This window comes from Caballeronia sp. LZ065, from assembly GCF_031450975.1.
GTDB lineage: Bacteria > Pseudomonadota > Gammaproteobacteria > Burkholderiales > Burkholderiaceae > Caballeronia.
On the sequence record NZ_JARUXV010000008.1, the window covers coordinates 1 to 14649 of the forward strand.

The 14649-nt window shown below is 65.7% G+C and carries 13 protein-coding genes; 3 read left to right on the forward strand and 10 right to left on the reverse strand.

Translation table 11 applies throughout. The features are described from left to right. Positions 1-24 precede the first annotated feature (24 nt). The 10 genes from QCE63_RS35110 to QCE63_RS35155 all read right to left on the reverse strand — a co-directional run bounded on the left by QCE63_RS35110 (position 25) and on the right by QCE63_RS35155 (position 10057). Positions 25-945, reverse strand: a complete 921-nt coding sequence (locus tag QCE63_RS35110; protein WP_309839817.1) for an N-acyl homoserine lactonase family protein — start codon at positions 943-945, stop codon at positions 25-27. Beyond that, positions 942-1634, reverse strand: a complete 693-nt coding sequence (locus tag QCE63_RS35115; RefSeq protein ID WP_309839818.1) for an ABC transporter ATP-binding protein — start codon at positions 1632-1634, stop codon at positions 942-944. Before QCE63_RS35115 ends, QCE63_RS35110 begins: the two co-directional genes overlap by 4 nt. Next, positions 1628-2395, reverse strand: a complete 768-nt coding sequence (locus QCE63_RS35120; RefSeq protein WP_309839819.1) for an ABC transporter ATP-binding protein — start codon at positions 2393-2395, stop codon at positions 1628-1630. Before QCE63_RS35120 ends, QCE63_RS35115 begins: the two co-directional genes overlap by 7 nt. A 1-nt stretch (position 2396) precedes the next feature. After that, positions 2397-3434 (reverse strand): branched-chain amino acid ABC transporter permease, encoded by a 1038-nt coding sequence (locus QCE63_RS35125; protein WP_309839821.1) that lies wholly within the window; start codon positions 3432-3434, stop codon positions 2397-2399. A gap of 1 nt (position 3435) precedes the next feature. After that, positions 3436-4302, reverse strand: a complete 867-nt coding sequence (locus QCE63_RS35130) for a branched-chain amino acid ABC transporter permease (protein WP_309839824.1) — start codon at positions 4300-4302, stop codon at positions 3436-3438. A 1-nt stretch (position 4303) separates the two neighbouring features. After that, positions 4304-5491 (reverse strand): ABC transporter substrate-binding protein, encoded by a 1188-nt coding sequence (locus tag QCE63_RS35135; RefSeq protein WP_309839826.1) that lies wholly within the window; start codon positions 5489-5491, stop codon positions 4304-4306. A gap of 76 nt (positions 5492-5567) precedes the next feature. Then, complete coding sequence (locus tag QCE63_RS35140) at positions 5568-6980, reverse strand: MmgE/PrpD family protein (RefSeq protein ID WP_309839828.1); 1413 nt, start codon at positions 6978-6980, stop codon at positions 5568-5570. Next, entirely contained in the window at positions 6980-7294 is a 315-nt protein-coding gene (locus tag QCE63_RS35145; protein WP_309839830.1) for a DUF4387 domain-containing protein, read from the reverse strand. The genes QCE63_RS35140 and QCE63_RS35145 overlap by 1 nt, the downstream gene beginning before the upstream one ends. A gap of 4 nt (positions 7295-7298) precedes the next feature. Next, a complete protein-coding gene (locus QCE63_RS35150; protein WP_309839832.1) occupies positions 7299-8663 on the reverse strand; it encodes an acyclic terpene utilization AtuA family protein in 1365 nt (454 codons plus the stop codon). Continuing rightward, complete coding sequence (locus QCE63_RS35155) at positions 8660-10057, reverse strand: LLM class flavin-dependent oxidoreductase (RefSeq protein ID WP_309839834.1); 1398 nt, start codon at positions 10055-10057, stop codon at positions 8660-8662. Before QCE63_RS35155 ends, QCE63_RS35150 begins: the two co-directional genes overlap by 4 nt. A gap of 433 nt (positions 10058-10490) precedes the next feature. On the opposite strand from QCE63_RS35155, the gene QCE63_RS35160 reads away from it, so the two are divergent. From QCE63_RS35160 to QCE63_RS35170, 3 genes are all read left to right on the forward strand, one after another. Continuing rightward, entirely contained in the window at positions 10491-11441 is a 951-nt protein-coding gene (locus QCE63_RS35160; RefSeq protein ID WP_309839836.1) for a LysR family transcriptional regulator, read from the forward strand. Then, positions 11438-12403 (forward strand): LysR family transcriptional regulator, encoded by a 966-nt coding sequence (locus QCE63_RS35165; protein WP_309839838.1) that lies wholly within the window; start codon positions 11438-11440, stop codon positions 12401-12403. Before QCE63_RS35160 ends, QCE63_RS35165 begins: the two co-directional genes overlap by 4 nt. A 262-nt stretch (positions 12404-12665) precedes the next feature. Beyond that, a complete protein-coding gene (locus tag QCE63_RS35170) occupies positions 12666-14051 on the forward strand; it encodes an MFS transporter (RefSeq protein ID WP_309839841.1) in 1386 nt (461 codons plus the stop codon). Positions 14052-14649: the final 598 nt, after the last annotated feature.

Sequence of the window (14649 nt, forward strand, 5' to 3'; positions counted from 1 at the left end):
TGGCGACAATGCATGAAGCCTTCCTCAAACTCGCTGCCTGCATGATCTGCTGGAATACTCTTCAACGATCTGCTCAGGCATTTTGAAACCACCTCTTAGTCCAGCCAGCGGAGTCGGCTGCGAGGGCACCGCGTCCAGGCGCACCGCTTCGCCGGCCCATGCATCGGATGCCGGCGGATAAAGTCTCAGCACCAGCGGGTCATGCCCCGGAACAATGTGCTCAGGGCTCGCTGCGAGGCGTGCCAACGTACCGAATGCCCGGAGATAATCGGGCACATCCACGACAACCGAAAACGGATTGTCGCGCGTCAGGTTCTCGTAGAAATGCAGCGCATCGGAGGCGAGCACCACAACGCCCCGGCGCGTGCGCACGGTCACCACTTGCAGGCCGGGCGCATGACCGCCCACGTGATGCGCGCCGATGCCCGGCGCGATCGCACATTCCCCCTCGTTAAAGTTGACCCGGCCGCCGTACAGCGCCCGCACGACCTGACAGACTTGTTCCACGTCATAAGGACGTTGCAGCAGCGGCTGGCACATGTCGCAGCCGGTGGCGAAAGCCATCTCCGTCTTGTGGATGTGCAGCCGGGCGTTGGGGAACTTGTCGACGTTGCCCATGTGGTCCCAGTGCATGTGGCTCACGATCAGATCGGTGACGGACTCCGGCCGGAAGCCGAGCTCGGTCATCGCCTGTGCGGGACAGCGCAGAAACTCGTGGCCGCGCGCACGCACAGTCGTTTCGTGCGCACCGCCGTCGATCATGATCACGCGCTCGCCGCAGACCGCGAACCACACGTAGAAGTCCATCGGCATCGGCGTGTCGTGGATGTCGTGCGTGATCAGGAAGTTCTGTTTGGCCGAGCGGTTGCGGGTGGTGGCGTAGCGCAGGGCATAGAGCTCGTAGACCTCGCCGTTGTCCTCGATCTTGTTGAAGAGTGGATTCATAGATATTCGTTCGAAAGCGCGGCTTCCCGGATTTCGGCCGGACTGCCCTCGCGGGTAACGATTCCGCCACGCATCACATAGGCGCGCGTGGCGAGCTTGAGCGCCGGGACGGCCATCTGCTCGGTCATCAGGATGGTCGCGCCCTGCGCCTGAAATTGCCGCACCGCGCGGCTGATTTGCTCGATCCAGACCGGCGCGAGGCCAAGGAAAGGTTCGTCGAGCAGGAGCAGGGCGGGCCGCGAACTCATCGCGCGCGCGATCGCGACGATCTGCTGCTGGCCGCCGCTCAACTGGCCGGCCGGCTGCGCGGCGCGCTCCGCCAGCATCGGGAACAGCGAGGCTAGCCAGTCGTAGGAGGCACGCTGCTGCGCCCCTGACAAACGGAATCCGCCGCACAGCACGTTGTCGCGCACCGACATCAGCGGAAACACATGTCGGCCTTCGGGCGAATAGCCGATACCGTGCCGCGCGCGCCGCTCGCAACTCAGGCCGTGAATGTCCGCGCCCTTCAGCGAGATCGAACCGCCGCTCGCCGGAACCAGACCGATGACGGCGTTGATCAGGCTCGACTTGCCGGCCCCGTTGGCGCCGACCAGCAGCACGGTCTCGCCTTCGTCGACACGGATCGAGAGATCGCGCACCGCCGTGATGCCGCCGTAGCGCACCTGCAATCGGGAAACGTTCAGCATGCGGCGGCCTCCTCGTCGGCTTCGCTGTGGGCGGTGCCGAGATAGGCGGCCAGCACCTCGGGCCGCGTCAGCACTTCGTGCGGGGCGCCCTCGGCGACCAGGCGGCCGCCGTCCAGCACTAGCGCGCGTGTGCACAGACGCTTGATCAGGTCCATGTCGTGTTCGACGATCAGCACGCCGCAACCGAAATGCTCGATCGCGCTGCGCACGAAATCGTCGATCCGGGTGCGCTCGCTGCCCTCCAGACCGGCGGCCGGTTCGTCGAGCAGCAGGATGCGCGGACTCGTCGCGCAGGTGAGCAGCAGACCGAGCAGCTTCTGCTGGCCATAGGCGAGCTTGTCGCTCTGGCGCGCCAGATGCTGGCGCAGATCGAAGCGGTCGAGCAGGCTGTCGATATGGTCCGCGGCGGCGGTGTGCAAGCCGCCGCTGAAGCTCAGCGCCCGTTCGATGTTCTCGCGCACCGACGCCTGCTTGAAGGTCTTCGTCTGCTGGAAGCTGCGCACGAGGCCGAGCCGGGCGCGGGCGTGCATCGGCAGGCGCGTGACGTCGCGCTCCTGCAGCAGCACGCGGCCGGCGCTGGGCGCGAGCTGGCCGGACGTGACGTTGATGAGCGTGGTCTTACCCGCGCCGTTCGGTCCAATCACGCCCAGCACTTCGCCGGGCGCGACTGCGAAGCTGACGTCGTCGAATACCTGCACGCCGCCAAAGCGCTTGCAGACATGTTCGACGCGCAACAGCGGTGTATCGATGCCAATCGCCATGTCATTTGTCTCCTTGTGGTGCGGCCTGCGGCGGCGCGGCGGCGGAGACCGCCGAGGCGCGATGGCGGAAGCGGTGCGCGAGCGGCGGCCAGACCGACATCGCCAGTCCGACGATGCCGCCCTTGGTGGCCAGCACCACCACCATCAGCAGCAGCCCGAACAGTCCCTGCGAATACTGGCCTTCGAAGCTGAACAGGTTGGTAGCCCACACCAGCAGCGTGCTGCCCACCAGCGGTCCCAGGATCGAAGCCCGCCCGCCGACGATGGCATACGCGATGTAGTTGACCGACGAGATCGCCGAAAAGGAACTCGGATGCGCGGTCAGCAGCATGTTGACCAGCACAAAGCCGCCCAGTCCGCTGATGCCCGCCGCCACGCAGAAGCCGATCACCTTGTGCTTCCACACCACCAGCCCGAGGCTTTGCGCGAGCACCGGGTCTTCCTCGATGGCGGCGAACTGGCGTCGCAGCGCGCGCGTCAGCGCCACCGTCACGATGGCGCACAGCAGTGCCACGCCGATCGCCATCTGCAGCACCGCGCGGTTGTCCTGGACGGTCCAGCCCATCAGCACCGGCGCGGGCAGACCGGCGAGGCCGTTTGCGCCGCCGGTCAGCGAGCTGGTCTCGAACAGCACCAGCGGCACGATCTCGGCGATCACGAAGGTCACCAGCACGAAGTACACGCCGCTAAGTCGTAACACCATCCAGCCGAGCGGCAGCGCGATCAGCATCGGCACGATGAAGCTGATGCCGGCGAGCGCCAGCAGGTTGGTCACGCCGTGATCCAGGCTCATGATGGCGCCCGCGTAGGCGCCTACTGCCATGAAGGCAGGCACGCCGAAGGTCATCAGGTCCATGCGCATCATGATGTAGACCGCCAGCGCGCCGATCAGCGCGATGAGGATCTGCGACAGCAGCGACACGAGCGACGGGCTGGCAGTCAGCGCCGGCACCATAAAGCACGCGAACAGTACCACCAGCAGCACCATCTCGGCTGCGCCGACACGGCGCGTCACGCGCTGAATGAACGATTCCGCCATGTCACGCTCCTCTCACGGTGCGGCCGAACAGGCCGGTCGGCCGCACGACCAGGATGATCAGCACCAGCACGAACAGCACGAGCGCGCCCTTCGAGCCGCCCAGATAGACCGACGAATACGCCTCGACCAGTCCCACCAGAAACGCCGCTGCGGTGGCTCCGCCGATGCTGCCGAGGCCGCCCAGAATCACCACTAGGAAGGACGTCGCGAGCACCGGATCGCCCACGTGCGGCGCGAGCGAGAAGATCGGCGAGACGAGCGCACCGGTCAGCCCGGCGAGCCCGGTGGAGATCGCGAACGCGAGCGGAAAGAGCATGCCCACGCGCATGCCCTGGGCGCGCGCCACCGGACGGTCCTGCGCCATCGCGCGCAAAGAACGGCCGAGGTTGGTGCGGTAGATCATCGCGTAGGTCAGGCCGATGACCGCGAGGCTGGCCGCGAGCAGCACCATGTTCTCGATCGGCACGAAGAAGCTGCCGGCCCGCCACACGCCGCTCAACGGAAAGGTGAAATCGACCGACTCCGCGCCGAACACCGCCTGCACGCCGTTGGTCAGCACGAGATACAGCCCGAGCGTGAGCACCAGCGAGGACAGCGGATCGTCGATCACCCGCTCCAGCAGCAGGCTCTCGAACATATAGCCGAGTGCCGCCGTCGCCAGCACCGCGATCAGCAGCGCGACGACGAACGGCGCGTCGAGAAAATGCACCGCGGCGTAGGCGACGTAGCCGCCCAGCAGATAGAAGCCGCCGTGCGCAAAATTCACGACGCCGAGGATGCCGAAGATCAGCGTGAATCCCAGTGCGAGCAGCGCATACTGCCCGCCAAGAGACAGGCCGATCAGCCCGGTGGAGATGAGGTCGTCCATTTCATTTTCCCGTGGCGGCGGCCATGCGCTGCACCGGCTGCACCTTGCCCTTCACGATCAGGCCGACGCCATACGGCAGCGAGAGCTCCTGATTGATGCCGAAGAACTCCTGGCCGATCCACAAGCCCTTGCCGAGATTCGGATCGTCGACCGGCATGGCGCGCAGCGCGGCGGCGACCTTGGCGGTGTCGGTCGCGGTGCCCGCTGCAGTGATCGCCTTGAGCACCATGCGCGCCCCGGCGCTGAACTGGTAGAAGAAGTTGTTGCTCGGCGGATCGGCCTTGAGCAGTGTCTTGTAGCGCGTGCCCATCTCGCGGATCTTGTCGTCGATGAAGATCGGCTCGTACCAGTAGAAATCGCCGATGACCTCGGGGCCGCCCGTCGCTCGCATGATCTCGTCGGTGCCCGGACCGCCCAGCCGTCCAATGGCGCCCGTGAAACCGGCCTGACGCAGCTGCTTGATCACCGTGCCGGCGTCGCCGGGCGGGCAGGACGCGACATCGACCGCGTCGGGCTTGGCGCGCAGGATGCGGGTCACGACCGGCGCGAAGTTGGTGGTTCCGCGCTGGTAATACTCGAGGCCGACCTTAATGCCATTTTTTTCGTAGACCTTGCCGGCCACGTCGGCGACGTCGGTGCCGGCCTGATCGTTCGGGCCGATCATCAGCACGCTCGTGAGATTGAACTTCGCCTTCGCCACCTTGATGATCGGATCGGCCCACGCGCTCGGTCCCGGCCCGAGGTGGAACACGGTCGGCCATTGCGGACCGATGGCGTTCTTCGCGAAGCTGTCGCTCATCATGAGCAGATTGTTGCGCGCGGCGATCGGCTTGATGCCGGTGACTTCAGGCGAGCCGATCGGGCCGAGCACGAACTTCACGCCCTCGCTCACCAGATTGTTGCCCGCCGCCGCCGCGCCTTCGGCCGAATACTTGCCGTCCACCGCGAGCACCGTGACCTTGCACTTCTCGTTGCCCACCTGCAGGCCGCCGGCTTCGTTGGCTTCGGCCGCGACGAAATCGGCCGCGCCCTTGATCGCCTGGCCCCATTGCGCCGCCGGACCGGACAGCGGACCGACCGCGCCGATCTTCACCTCGCAGGCGGCCACACTGCCGCTCAGGCCGGCGGCGAAGAACGCGAGCGCGGCCAGCGAGATCGTTTTCGTGTTGCGTGTGTGCGTCGTTTTCAAGTTTCGTCTCCTGTTTTTTTGTTTGAAGTCCTGCGGCTCGCTGCGCGCGTGCTTCCCCGTCAGCGAGCCGCGCGGCTTACTTCGGTTCCTGCCCGAGCAGGGCTTCCATCTCGCGCACGGTGTGACGCTCCAGGTTCATCACCGCGTCCAGCACCGCCTGCGCGTGCGCCTCGCCGAAATGCAGCGTGGCGTTGGCGCGGTACTTCGCGACGATCCGCTCGCCCGGCAGCGGCCGTTCGGCATGACCCGGGTTGATCGGCACGCGCTCCATGCGCGTCGTGCCGTCGGCCATGGTCAGTTGCACGTGGCTCGAGTAGTGGCGCGGGAAGGTGCTCTCGGCGTCGACCGTGTAGTGGGTCTTGTCCATTACCGCGACGAGACGCGGGTCGGAGAAGCGTTCCGGCCTGAGTTCCTCCAGCCCGAGGCGGCCGAGCACGAGACCGCAGGCGATCGAGTAGGGCAGGCTGAACTTGGCGTCGTAGTCGGTCTGCGGGCGGCGCTTGTCGGCCTCCGGCTCGCAGATCGTCGGCACCACGCCTTCGGGCACGAACACGTCGATGCGCGCGACCTGCGCGGGGTCGATGTCCTGATCATGGAAACGCGTCGCACCCTCGATGGCCGCATGCGCGAAATGGCACATCGGATACGGCTTGACGGCGATGTCCATCAGCTCCCACGCGGACGGATCGGAAAGCTGGTCGAGGCCCGCAACGGCGAGCGCCGGTTCCACCGCCGCGCGCAGTTCGGTGCTGAGGAAGGTGCTGTACAGACCGAAGCGGCCCTGATACGGCGCGGGAGGCGCGGGAATGCGATGCTTGCCCATGGTCGCCGCCGTGATGCCGGATTGCGCCGCCCAGCCCGGATGAATGCGCTTGGTCCACGCGCCGGTCTGCAGGAACTCGAGGGGCCCGCTCGCCAGCGACAGCGCGATGCCCTGCGCCGACATCAGCTGGGCTTCGTCCAGCTCCATCAGACGACCCGCCGCCAGCGTGCTGGCGAAGGCGCCGACCACCGCGCTCGGATGAAACCCCTGCGCGGTGAGCCCGCCGCGCACGCATTTGGCGATGCGCGCGCCGCATTCCAGCCCGACGATATACGCGGCCAGCAGGTGTTCCCCGCTCGCGTCGAGCCGGCCGCCGAGCGCCATGGTGGCGGGCAGCACACTGACGCTCAGATGCGCGATGCCGGCCATGTGGGTGTCGTCGAAGTCGAGTCCGTGGCACAGCAGGCCGTTGAGCAGCGCTGCGTCGCGGGCCGCGAGACGTCGGCCGAAGCCGATCACGGCCGCCTGTCCCTGCGTCTCCTGACCGAGATCGAACACGGTGTCGGACAGACGCGCGGCGTAGTCCTGACCGCGCGCGGCCAGACCGCAGCCGAGCGCGTCGAGCATCAGGTGACGGGCGCGCTCGCGCACGGCGGGCGGCACGTCTTCCAGCTTCATACCGTGGGCGAAGCGCGCCAGGCTGAGGGCGATGTCGTCGACGTTCATCAGGCCACCTCGATCGTCATCAGCGGCGCATGCTGCTGCGCGCCGAAGGTATCGCGCTCGTTGACGCTGCCCTGCGCCCAGTGACGTTTGAGCGTCAGCTTGAACGCCATGGCCGGGTCGAAGAACATGAACGTGACGATGTCGTCCGGCTGCACCTTGTAGAGCCGGCACATCAGCTCGCGCGTGAGGACGCCGCTTTTCTTGACGCGCTCGTAGACGCCGACGTCGTCGAAGATCACGTCGAAGGTGATCTCGAACGGCCCGGAGTTCTTGCTGCGCACGACCTTGGCGAGTTTCTGGAGTGGGTCTGCCATGGAATCAAGTCTCGCAGTAGTGAATGGGGAACAGTTCGGTCGGCGAATCGACTTCCATCAGGTGATAGACCGAGAAGCGATACACCGGTCCCGTCGGCGTTTCCGGCGGGTTGAGCGGAATGGCGAAGTTGCCCGCGGTCGCGACCTGTCCGGCGTAGGGCATGTGCAGCACGTTGATGCGCGTGCTGCTGCAGATGGCGTTGGCGAGTTCCTGCGTCGGCGCGGTCACTTCGCCCATCAGGCCGATCTCGTGCGGAATCCGCTCGAGTTCCGGCTCCGTCGCGCCCATCACGCCGTTGCGGCCGTACTGGTGGAAATCGAGCGTCGCGCGGCCCTCGGCGATCTCGGGATAGGTCTTGGCGGCGCTCTCATGCACGCGCGCCAGGAAGTCGTCGATCTGGCTCAGCAGGATCGAATCGCGAATCCCGCCGATGAAAATCGTCCGGTAACCCACGCGACCCGCGCCTTCGAGCTTCACCGCGTACTGCTCGGAAGGAATGAAGCGGCTGCCGCTTACGCGCACCGCGCGCTCGCTGATCTGCTCGTAACGCGCCTCGCGCAGATCGAGCACACCGCCCGGTCCGGCGAGCATGTCGGGCTTGCTCTTTTCGTACAGCGTGTGGGCGGCGACCGAGGCGATGGTGCAGCGCTCGTCGAGCGCCATCGGTTCGAGATCGAAGCTGTCCTGGCGGATGGTCGCGAGAATCGTCTTGCCCTTCGGCTCCGCGCAGTTCGCGCCGCACTCGACGATCTTGCCCATGTGCCAGTAAGCCGCGTCCGAGATGCCGTGCAGCATGCACAGGCCCGCAAACGGCGCCGGATCGTAGGCGCGGCCGGCCACGATCACGTCGATGTCCGGCCGCTCCTGCAGCACCTTGAGGAACGGCTCGCCGCCCATCTGCGCGACGACGTTGACCGCGCCGTCGACGTCTTCGGCCGTCAGTTCGCCCGACGAGCCGCACGGCCCGACGCGTCCCGCCGCGAGACGCTCGCGGATCACGCCGCGGTCGATGTCGGAGTAGATCTTGGCGATCTGCAGACGCCGCCAGCCGTTGTCGCGCACGATCCCGGCGATGATCTCGACCAGTTCGTCCACTTGCGCGTTGGTGCCGGAGCCGCCTGCCGAGCCGATATAGATCGGGATGCGGCGTTCCGCGCAGGCTTCGAGCATGATGGTCAGGTCGCGCACGTAGGCCTCGCGAGAGACCAGCAGCGCGCCTTGTCCCAGCAGATACGGACCGGGATCGGTGGAACCGGAGTCGATCACCATCGCGTCGGGACCGCGCTCGACACCGCGCCAGAAGTCCGCTTCGGGAATGCCGTAGCCGAGCATGCCGTTCGGCGTGAGAATCCTGAGTTCCTTTTTCATGCGATTTTTTGCTCCGACGGGCGGGTGGCGAACGCTCCGGCGCGCCAGTCGCCGGCATTGGGACGCGGCAGGCCGAGATTGCCGCGCAGCGTGCTGTGTTCGTATTCCTTGCGGAACAGGCCGCGCCGCTGCAACTCGGGCACGACCATGCGGGTGATGTCGTCGAAGCTGCCGGGGACTTTGGTGGCCGAGAGTACGAAGCCGTCGCAGGCGGAATCGAACCAGGCTTCCATCTGGTCGGCCACCTGGGTCGGGGTGCCGACGAACAGCGGGCCTTCGCGTACCGTGCCGCGCCCGGAGGCCTCGACGAAGTCGCGCACCGACGGGTTCTTCTTGCCGCTGGTCGCGATCACGCGATCGCGCAGGCTCTGCCAGGACACCGCGGCGAGTTCTTCGTCGGTGAAGGGGAGTTCGTAAGGCCGCTTGGAGAAATCGACGTTGAGCACTTCGCACAGCAAGGTCAGCGAGTCGATGGTGCGCGAGGTCGACGCCACCATCTCGCGCTGCTCCTGCGCGAGCGACTCGGATTCGGCGACGATGATCTTGCACTCGGGCGCGATCTTCACCGTGTCCGGATCGCGGCCGGCGTTCGCAATGGCGCTGCGCAAGGTCTGATACTGCTTCTTGCCCGCCTCGAAGCTCGGATAGACGGTGAAGATCAGTTCGGCCCAGCGGCCCGCGAACTGCATGCCGCGGCCGCTCTGGCCGGCCTGCAGCACCACCGGATGACCTTGTTCCGAACGCGGTACGGTCAGCGGCCCGCGCGAACTGAAGAAGCGGCCTTCGTGATCGATGCGCTGCACCTTGTCAGGATCGGCGAAGCGGTCGGTGGCGCGGTCGAGGATCATGCAGTCGTCGCGCCAGCTGTCCCAGTGGCCCATCACGACTTCCATGAACTCGTCGGCGCGGTCGTAGCGCAGGTCGTGTTCGAGGTGGCCCTTGCGGCCGAAGTTCGCCGCCTCCGAGTCGTTCAGCGACGTCACCACGTTCCATGCGACGCGCCCCTTGCACATCAGGTCCAGCGTCGCGAACAGCCGCGCGACGTGATAAGGCTCGTAGTAGGTCGTGGAATAGGTGGCGCCGAGGCCGAGGCGCGAGGTAGCCATCGCCATGGCCATCAGCACGGCGCTCGGGTCCATCTTGACTGCGCGCACGCCGTGCGCCACCGTCTCGCGGAAGCTGTCGCCGTAGATGTCGGGCATCGCTAGGCGGTCGTCGAAGAAGGCCATGTCGAACTTGCCTTCTTCCAGCGTGCGGGCAATGCGCTGGTAATACTCGGGCGACGTGAAATCCATCGCCGAGGCCGGATTGCGCCACGAGCCGACGTACATCGAGCAGTTCTGGGCCTGCAGAAACGCGACCAGCGCCATCTGCCGGGGTGTCTTTCCTGCCATTGCTATGTCTCCTTTTATCGTCGATGTGCAGCAGACTTTTGCTCGCGGGCGGCGCGGCGCATGGTGGCGGCGACGTCGATCCGCGAGGCAATGCTTCTCCGCTGCGGCGGATCGGACTGATCGCCGCGTCGGGGTTTCGAATCGCTTCGGTGGGCTCGCGAACGGGTGGCCAGGATCGCGCCCGGCAACATTAGCCGGGCGCGCTGCTACCGCGGCGGCGCCGTGAAAGGGCACGCGGCGGCGCGCATGCGAGGTCGAACTTCAGTTCCCGGCGTGCCGGGGCAACGATTGTTTTCATGGTTATCCGTGCGTCTGGATCCCGGGTCTCCACCGGCTTCACGGCCAGTGTCGGGCAACAAAGCGGCACTAACAATTTCGCGTTTGCGCTACAGTCATCGGTGGAAGCGATAAATAAGAAATCAGGAGACGAGTTTTGCGTACCAATATCCGGGAGTCCGGGCGCGCGGGTTTCGAGCTGATCGACCTGCAGACGCTGCTCTGCGTGGTGGACTGCGGCAGCTTCACGCTCGCCGCGCAACAACTGCGCATCTCGCAGCCCACGGTGTCCGAGCGCATTCAGCGGCTCGAGACCAACGTCGGCATGAAGCTGCTGACGCGCACCACGCGCCGGGTCGAGACCACGCCGGCCGGCGTGCGCTTGTGTGCGGAAGCGCGCGCGCTTCTGCGCGGCATCGACGCGCTGATGGACGACTTCCGCGAAGCCGCGCTGCAGCAGCGCGCGCGCGTGACGGTTGCGACCACGCCGGGCATCGCGGCGGTGCTGTTGCCGCCGCTGATCCGGGCTTTCCACGAGGAGTCGCCGGGCTATCACGTCGACATGCTCGACGGACAGTACGAGGACGTGCTGCGTCATATCGAACTGGGCGAGACCGATTTCGCCGTGGTCACCTTCGACGGCGACTCGCGGTTCTTCGAGTTCAACGACCTGGCGGAGGAGGAGATGGTGCTGGTCTTGCCGCAGGGTCATCCGCTGCTGTCGGGGCCCATCAACATGACCGATCTCTCCGGACAGCAACTGATGACGCTCGAACGCTACTCGCTGCTGAGCGGCCTCGTGACGCAAGCCTGCACGCGCGAAGGCGTGCCGCCGCCGCACATCAGCAAGGTTGAAAACCGTACGACACTGCTCGGCATGGTCGACGCCGGCAATGGCCTTGGCTTCCTTCCGGGCTCGATGGCGTCGGGCAGTCCGCATCGCGACCGCGTGGTTGCATCGATCGCCGACGTGAAGCTGCAGCGCCACTACGGCATCCTGAAAACGCGCAAGTTGCCGCTGACGCAAGCCGCCCTGCGCTTCTCTGACTATCTGGCCAGTCGCTTCCCGGCGGCGGTCGAGCGGGCCGGGCAGGGCGCACGGACATGAACGAAGCGGAACCGGGCCAGCCCCTGCGTCTCGATCTGAGCGAACTCGAGACCTTCGCCGCCGTGGCGCAATGCGGCAGCTTCAATCAGGCAGCGGCGCGGCTGCATCTGTCGCCGCCCTCGGTCACGGCGCGCATCAAGCGGCTCGAAGAGCGGCTCCAGACCCGGTTGCTGGAACGCACGACGCGCCGCCTGGAGCTCACGCCGAGCGGCGTGCGCGTCTTCGAGACCGCGACGCGGGTGCTTCGCGAGCTGCACGGCATGCTGAACGCGTTGGACATCCAGCAGGGACGCGGCGGGCATCGCGTGACCGTCGCCGCCACGCCGATGATAGCCGCGACCACGGTGCCGGCCATCATCCGCAGCTACAGTCAACGTTTTATCGATGTGCGCATCAAGCTGCTCGACCTGCAATATCCCGATCTGCTCGCGCAAGTCGAATCCGGCGCGGCGGATCTCGCCATCGCGGTCTTCGATCACGACGCGCCCGCGCTCGGCTTCGAAGCGCTTACCGAAGAAGCGCTGCTGCTCGTGATGCCGCTGGATCATCCGTTCGGCGGGCAGGAAGCCGTGACGCTCGAACAACTGGCGGCGTGCCCGTTGATGATCCTGAAGCGCTACGACGGCGTGCTGGAAACCATTGCGCAGGCGTGCCGGAAGCGCGGCATCACGCTGCCGCCGCCGCTGGAAGCACACAACCTCAACACGCTGATGGGCATGGTCGATGCGGGTCACGGCGTCACGCTGCTGCCGCGCTCGCTGTCGCAGGTCAACGCCCAGCGTGCGCGCGCCGCGCTGCCGCTCGCCGACATGCCGATGACGCGCGTCGTCGGTGTGCTGTTCGCGCGGGACACGGAACTCAGCGCGGCGGCGCACAGCTTCCGCGAACACGTGCGCAGCGAATATCCGAAGGTGCTGGCGGCCATGGAACATCGGTCGGCCACGCTGCTTGCGTCGCGTTGACCATTGCGTGACTTATCGGCGCGACCGATCAACGCAGCGCCAACACCGAACAATGCGTTCGCGTCCCGCTGTTAGCATGGTCACTCGTCGATGGAAGGAGACGACGAACGCGAAGGGCATTAAGACCCGCGGCGCCTGACTCTATGGCATCGGTCGGCGTACGCGTCACGCTGGCGGCAGGCGAGATGCGTGACGGCAGCCGAATATCGACTGAGCTTGCGCCCGGGCCGACCAAAGACATCGAGACATCGAGGAGACGCACGTGACGCAGACGGTGAATTCAGGAGGCCGGCTTGACCGGCTTCCGTTGAGCGGTTTCCATTGGAAGATGCTGGCGCTGATCGCAGCCGGTGGCATGGTGGATGCGTTCGATATCTATCTCGCGGGCGGTGTCGCGCCCGCCATGGCAAAGGAGGGCTTCTCCACGCTCGCGATGAACGCGGCCTTCGTCTCAAGCACATTCCTTGGCATGTTCATCGGCGCGGCGTTCGCGGGCATCATCGGCGACCGCTTCGGACGGCGCGTGTCCTATCAGGCCAATCTGCTGATCTTCGGGTTGGCGTCGCTCGCGGCGTATATCGCGCCGAATATTGAGGCGCTGATTGGCTTGCGCTTCCTGATGGGGCTCGGACTCGGGGCCGAACTCGTGATCGCGGCCGGTACGCTGAGCGAATTCACGCCGCCGGCTTATCGCGGCCGTTGGGGCGCCGCACTGTCGCTGGTGATCGCGAGCGGTCTGACCTTTTCGTCGTGGATCGGATATTTCGTTATCCCTACATTCGGATGGCGATGGATGTTCATCATCGCGGGCGTGGGCGCCGTCGCCGTCTGGGCGATGCGCAAGCGCATGCCGGAATCGCCGCGCTGGCTGGAGCGCGTCGGCCGGCTGCAGGAAGCGGAAGTGGTGACGACGGCGATCGAGCGTGATGTGGAACGCCGCCATGGCGCGCTACCGCCGGCCAGCCTGCAACTGACAGAGAGCGGTGCGCCCGCGCCGCTGCGCGACCTGTTCGCGCCGGCCTTGCTGCCGCGACTCTTGGTGGCGTCGCTGCTGATCGTGACGACCAATGTCTCGGTGTATGGCTTCGTCGTGTGGCTGCCGACCTTCTTCGTCGAGCAGGGCTTGACGGTGACGAAGTCGCTCGGCTATACGACCACCATGGCGGTCGGCGCGATCTTCGGCTCGCTCATGGCGACGCTCATCGCGGACAAGGTCACGCGTGTCAAGGCGATTGTCTTCTCGTGCCTTCTGCTGATCGTCAGCGCAACGGCGTTCTGTCAGATGAAGACGCCGACGGAAATCCTGGTCGCGGGCTTCTGTCTCGTGTCGTCGCTGTACTGCCTGATCTCGATCGGCCAGTACAACTTCGTGCCCGAGGTCTTTCCCACGGCCTACCGGCTCCGGGGCGCGGGCTTTGCGAGCATGTGCGGCAGAGCGGCAGCAATCGTTACGCCGTTCGGGACCCTTGCGCTCTACAAGGACTACGGCGTGATTGGTGTGCTGTCGGGCGTGGGTCTTTTACTCTGCACGCTGATCGTCGCGGTGTTGGTTTTGCGGGTCGAAACAGGGCGCGTCTCGCTCGAAGCGCTGTCGCAGGAACCCGCGCTCAGATCTTCGGGCGTCTCAATTCGCGATGCCGACGCCTGACTCGACGATCACTCGTTGCGAACCCCGCAGCCCAACGGTGCATTGCATATGCGGGCTGGAAGGGTGCCAAACACTCCGGCGGCCAATATCTCCGCAGTTAGTACGGCATGGACGGCCTCGTAGCCGCCCGTTCGTTGATCTACGATTGCAGAGGTGGTGTATCGCGAGGCGCCTCTCTCGAACGTTCCGGGACGATGACCGAGATCACGCGGTCATTGAGAAGGCGCTGACCGACGCGATGCCGATGTGGGATGCCGCAGTGGATCGGCCGATGCATGAGGAGGTTTGCAAAACCCAATAACTGCGAGCCCGCTTCGATCAAGCGAAGACGTGAAGCTCGTTGCAGGACTTTCCTTGGTGACACCCGGTCTGCCGAGGCTATGACATGCTCGCAATCAAAGATCTGCGAAATTGCGACGCGGAACGTTGGAACCGGTAATGTCAAGCCAGCCGGGCCGGCCGGTACGCCAGGACGACCGGCGGGGAGCAGCCGATCCAATTTAAGAGGTGGTTTCAAAATGCCTGAGCAGATCGTTGAAGAGTATTCCAGCAGATCATGCAGGCAGCGAGTTTGAGGAAGGCTTCATGCATTGTCGCC

What these genes read in the sequence shown, in the direction of transcription:
- QCE63_RS35110 (WP_309839817.1), bottom strand. Translation starts at nt 945, where the DNA reads ATGAATCCACTCTTCAACAAGATCGAGGACAACGGCGAGGTCTACGAG.
- QCE63_RS35115 (WP_309839818.1), bottom strand. Translation starts at nt 1,634, where the DNA reads ATGCTGAACGTTTCCCGATTGCAGGTGCGCTACGGCGGCATCACGGCG.
- QCE63_RS35120 (WP_309839819.1), bottom strand. Translation starts at nt 2,395, where the DNA reads ATGGCGATTGGCATCGATACACCGCTGTTGCGCGTCGAACATGTCTGC.
- QCE63_RS35125 (WP_309839821.1), bottom strand. Translation starts at nt 3,434, where the DNA reads ATGGCGGAATCGTTCATTCAGCGCGTGACGCGCCGTGTCGGCGCAGCC.
- QCE63_RS35130 (WP_309839824.1), bottom strand. Translation starts at nt 4,302, where the DNA reads ATGGACGACCTCATCTCCACCGGGCTGATCGGCCTGTCTCTTGGCGGG.
- QCE63_RS35140 (WP_309839828.1), bottom strand. Translation starts at nt 6,980, where the DNA reads ATGAACGTCGACGACATCGCCCTCAGCCTGGCGCGCTTCGCCCACGGT.
- QCE63_RS35145 (WP_309839830.1), bottom strand. Translation starts at nt 7,294, where the DNA reads ATGGCAGACCCACTCCAGAAACTCGCCAAGGTCGTGCGCAGCAAGAAC.
- QCE63_RS35150 (WP_309839832.1), bottom strand. Translation starts at nt 8,663, where the DNA reads ATGAAAAAGGAACTCAGGATTCTCACGCCGAACGGCATGCTCGGCTAC.
- QCE63_RS35155 (WP_309839834.1), bottom strand. Translation starts at nt 10,057, where the DNA reads ATGGCAGGAAAGACACCCCGGCAGATGGCGCTGGTCGCGTTTCTGCAG.
- QCE63_RS35165 (WP_309839838.1), top strand. Translation starts at nt 11,438, where the DNA reads ATGAACGAAGCGGAACCGGGCCAGCCCCTGCGTCTCGATCTGAGCGAA.